Source organism: Lishizhenia sp. (genome assembly GCF_057456495.1).
This window is the reverse complement of the sequence record NZ_JBVCPV010000215.1, coordinates 1-4333: the sequence shown is the minus strand read 5'-3', so window position 1 is coordinate 4333 and position 4333 is coordinate 1. Positions and strand designations below refer to the sequence as shown.

General features: G+C 37.4%; 3 protein-coding genes. 2 read left to right on the top strand and 1 reads right to left on the bottom strand.

Annotated elements, in window-relative coordinates; all coding sequences use genetic code 11:
* A partial coding sequence (locus AC22ZQ_RS12760; protein ID WP_318959151.1) for a VOC family protein occupies window positions 1-807 on the top strand: 807 nt, incomplete at its 5' end.
* Window positions 808-878: 71 nt separating this feature from the next.
* On the opposite strand, the gene AC22ZQ_RS12755 is transcribed toward AC22ZQ_RS12760, so the two are convergent.
* The gene (locus AC22ZQ_RS12755; protein ID WP_318959150.1) at window positions 879-2795 is read right to left on the bottom strand and encodes a M1 family metallopeptidase; all 1917 of its coding nucleotides are present in this window, start codon (window positions 2793-2795) and stop codon (window positions 879-881) included.
* 189 nt (window positions 2796-2984) lie between these two features.
* On the opposite strand from AC22ZQ_RS12755, the gene AC22ZQ_RS12750 reads away from it, so the two are divergent.
* A partial coding sequence (locus tag AC22ZQ_RS12750; protein ID WP_318959149.1) for a peptide MFS transporter occupies window positions 2985-4333 on the top strand: 1349 nt, incomplete at its 3' end.

Genomic DNA, 4333 nt, shown 5'->3' with positions numbered 1-4333 from the left:
GAAGCCGCTCGCTTTTATACAGAATATTTACATAATGTGCAGCTCATTAGTGAGAGTCCGTTTTTAATAGGTCTTAGCATAGATGGAACGCGAGTGACTTTAATGAATGGAGAAGGAGTTGATAAGAAATCACCTTCTTTTTCTTTTTATTACCTCTTTGAAACAGAGCAAGAATTTGATAGGGTCTACCAAAAATTTATTGAGGAGGGAAAAATATTGATGCCTTTAGACCAATATCCATGGTCGGAAAAGTATACATGGGTCGAAGATAAATTTGGGGTGACTTGGCAATTAGCCCTTGGTAACTTGGAATTGGTAAATCAGAGAGTTTCTCCTTTTTTAACCTTTTCAGGTGATAACTTTGGAAGGGGAGAGCAAGCGCTAAATTTGTACCAGTCCCTATTTGAAGATTTTCAATCAGGAGGTATTTTGAAATATGATGCGCAATCAGGAAAGGACAGCGAAGGTAAAATTCAACATACTCAATTCCGAATAAATGATACAATGGTCATGTTGTCTGAAAATCCTGAAAGTCATACCTGGAATTTTTCTGAGGGAGCCTCATTTATGCTTTTGTGTGATACGCAGGAAGAGATAGATTTTTTCTGGAATGAATTGTCAACAGGAGGTGAAGAAATGAGATGTGGATGGCTTATTGATCAGTTTGGAGTATCCTGGCAAATTATCCCTTCTGTTCTCGGTGATTTATTACAAGACCAAAGTAGAATTGAAGCCGTCAGCGAGGCTTTTTTAGGAATGAAGAAAATAGATATTGATACCTTAACCCTAGCAGGTGTGGAGGTCTAGCATAAAAAAAGCGCCCAACCAAGGCGCTTTTTTAAGTTAATTTTGAAAACAATTCTAAGAAGAAAGTCAGTTTAGATAGCTAACATTTCTCTTAGTGTTGTAGCTGATACGGCGTGGTAGTTGTTTTTCGCTTTTTCAAATATCTCCAAAGCAAACTCTTTATTTAATCCTTCGTGTTTTCCAGCTATTAAAGCTTCGTATAAAGGTTCTAAAAACTTTCTTCTTCCAACCTTCATTAAGAAAGCTTCCAATTCGTCTTTTACAGGTGTATAACCTGTTTTAATCGCTAATCCAAACCATTCTTCTGCAATTTCTGCATTTCCCCAGTGTGTAAAATCACATTGGTCATCAAGGCTTGCCATTAAAGTAGTATCAATCTCTTGTTGGTCCAAGGTTCTTAAGAAAGCTAACCATTCTTGCATTACATAGGTATCGCGGTTTAATGCATTTAATTTTTCTGCATTCCCAGCTGCAATCGCTTTGGCATTCTCCTCAGCCTTCACAAAACGATCTGAAGTGATTTCCTTACAATTGTTGGGCAAACCATTTTCATAAATCCATTCTTCTGTATTAAATGAAATATTTGCTGGTCCTAAAAGTTCCTTGTTTAAGTAAGCAATAAAGTCTTCCGTTGTTAGGGTTTGGAATTTATGCGTATCGAAATATTTGTTTAAGAAAATATCGAAAGCTTCTCTTCCTACCGTATCTTCAAGTGTTTTCAAGAAAAAAGCTCCTTTAACGTAAGCGATGTCAGTCATACCATCATCTGGTCTACGGTTTTCTAAATCTAATTTTAGACGTGTATCTTCTGGATGTTCACTCGTGGCCATTTTTTCCAAGGTGTGTTTCAATTCTTGGAATTCAACAAGAGAAAGCATATCCGCAATTTCTTGTCCGTAAATGGCTTCCATAATTCTGTTTTCGAAATACACGGTAAACCCTTCATTTAACCAGAAGTCATCCCAAGATGCGTTGGTTACTAGGTTTCCTGACCAGCTGTGGGCCAATTCGTGGGCAATAACTGAAGTAGAACTTCTGTCACCTGCAATCAAGGTTGGGTTAGCAAAAGTTAAACGTGGATTCTCCATTCCTCCAAATGGGAAAGAGTAAGGTAATACTAGAACATCGTACACTTCCCACTGGTATTTACCATATAAAGCTTCAGCGGCATCTATCATTTTAGGAAGATCAGCGAATTCATATTTAACAGCTTCTAATAAACTAGGTTCTGAGTATACTCCGCAGTTTTCTCCTAAGGAAGCATAAGCAATATCTCCAACGGCCAAAGCAATCAAGTAACAAGGAACGGCTTGTTCCATTTCAAAGTGATATTTTCCCTCTGCGTTTTTCTCCGTTGGATTGGTAGCACTCATTAACGCGATTAAATCTTTTGGAACCGTTAAATCTGCACTATACGTTATTCTGTTGGCAGGTGTGTCTTGGATAGGAATCCATGTTCTCGTTAAAATGGCCTGACCTTGTGTATATAAAAAAGGATGTACTTTACCTTCTGTCATTGCAGGAGCCAACCAGTCTAAAGCGTTCGACGCCTCAGTAGTTTTGTAGTAGATATTAATCTGTGTTGTGCTATCGGCAATTTTTACGGCTAAAGGAGCACCTTGTTCCCCCTTTTCTTCACCAATGATATAGTCCGTTTCGATTTCCTTTTCTTTTCCTAAGGTAACGCGTTGAATATCTAATCCAGAAACATCAAAAATTGCTGTGTCTGTTCCATTATTCGTCATTGTATGACGTGCAACACCGAAAATTATCTTGTCGTTAAAGTCAACTTCTAAATCTAAGTGAAGGTGATCTGTTTTGATCTCTGAAATGTTGGCATAAGAGTGTGCGTCTCCATTTTCCTGAGCTTGAACTTCTAATTTCTGTTGGGGCTGAACAGCCTCTTCTTTCGCGGGTAAAATATCCTTGCAAGAGAAGGTTAAAAGACTTAGAAAGAGTAGGGTGTAAAGTTTTGTATTTAACGTCATATTCTCGGAAAATTTGTGCAAAAATAAGAACTTAATTTAAGGGATGAAACAAAACGATATACTTAGTTTGGGTATAGAAATGAATGGTCAATTTTATATTTAATCGGTAGTTTGGGTGAATACCCCAGTAAAAATGCCTCAAATCACAATTTTTGATTATTTTCACGACCCTAATAAAACTAGAAATTCATGAGTATGGAAGGAAAACATTCAAGAGAATTGTTTGGTCATCCAATCGGTTTATACATCTTATTCTTCACTGAAATGTGGGAGAGATTCTCCTATTATGGGATGAGAGCCATTTTGGTAATTTATATGATTGCAACTGCTAGCGATTCTAACGGACCTGGTTTAGGTTGGACAGAAGCGGAAGCATTGAAATTGTACGGTTGGTATGTTATGTTGGTATATGTAGTTTCTATACCCGGAGGTATTATAGCGGATAAATTACTAGGACAAAAGAAAACAGTAATGCTCGGAGCCATAATTCTGTGTTTAGGTCATGGTACATTGGCTGTAGAAGCAGAGTGGGCCTTCTTTACAGGTTTAGGACTTATTGTATTAGGTGTAGGTTGTTTAAAACCGAACATTTCAACTATGGTTGGAGGTCTATACAAACCTGGTGATATTCGTAGAGATAAAGGATTCAGTATATTTTACATAGGAATAAACCTTGGTTCATTACTTGCAACTTCAACAGTAGGAGCTGTAGTTGCTGTATGGGGATGGCATGCAGGGTTTGGGTTAGCTGGAATAGCCATGTTATTCGGATTGTTAGTGTATGTCTTTGGCCAAAAGTATATTGCTGAAGTTGGTAATAAACCTGTAAAATCAGAAGATAATGATGATGTTTCTTTACCGCAGCTTTACATGAATTTATTAAAATCGCCGAAACACTTATTAATCGTGGGGGTATTACTTATTTTCTCCGTGTATTTTGGATTTACATATGAGGAAGTTGATAGATGGGGATATGGAGCCTTGTTTATTTTCTTGTCTTTAGTGATCGGATTGATAATGATGATTTACAAAAGTTTGGAAGAGCGAATCATGCGAGATAGATTACTTGTATTGTTACTTTCATTCTTATTGGTGATTGTTTTCTGGGGAGCCTTCGAACAAGCTGGTGGATTAATGAGTATTTATACAGAGAACAAAACGGATAGAGTATTGTGGGGGTACGAAATTCCCACACCTATGTTCCAAGGTTTAAATGCCGGATTTATCCTTTTGTTTGCGGTGGCCGTAGCAAATTTCTGGGCGAGAAGGAAACTGAAAAACAAAGAAGCTTCTTCTTTATTCAAAATGGCTATAGGAACCGTAATTATGGGACTAGGTTTTGTATTCATGATTTTTGCTGCTAAGGAATATAATGCAAATGGAAGTTCTTCCATGATTTGGTTAATACTAGCTTACTTGTTCCACACAATAGGTGAGTTAAGCTTATCTCCAGTGTCGTTATCCTTTATCACGAAACTAGCACCCGTAAAGTATGCTTCTTTATTAATGGGTCTTTATTTTGCAGCGACTGGTTTAGG

Excerpts from the sequence above, each read along its gene's own strand:
- AC22ZQ_RS12755 (WP_318959150.1), bottom strand. The coding sequence starts at position 2,795 with ATGACGTTAAATACAAAACTTTACACCCTACTCTTTCTAAGTCTTTTA.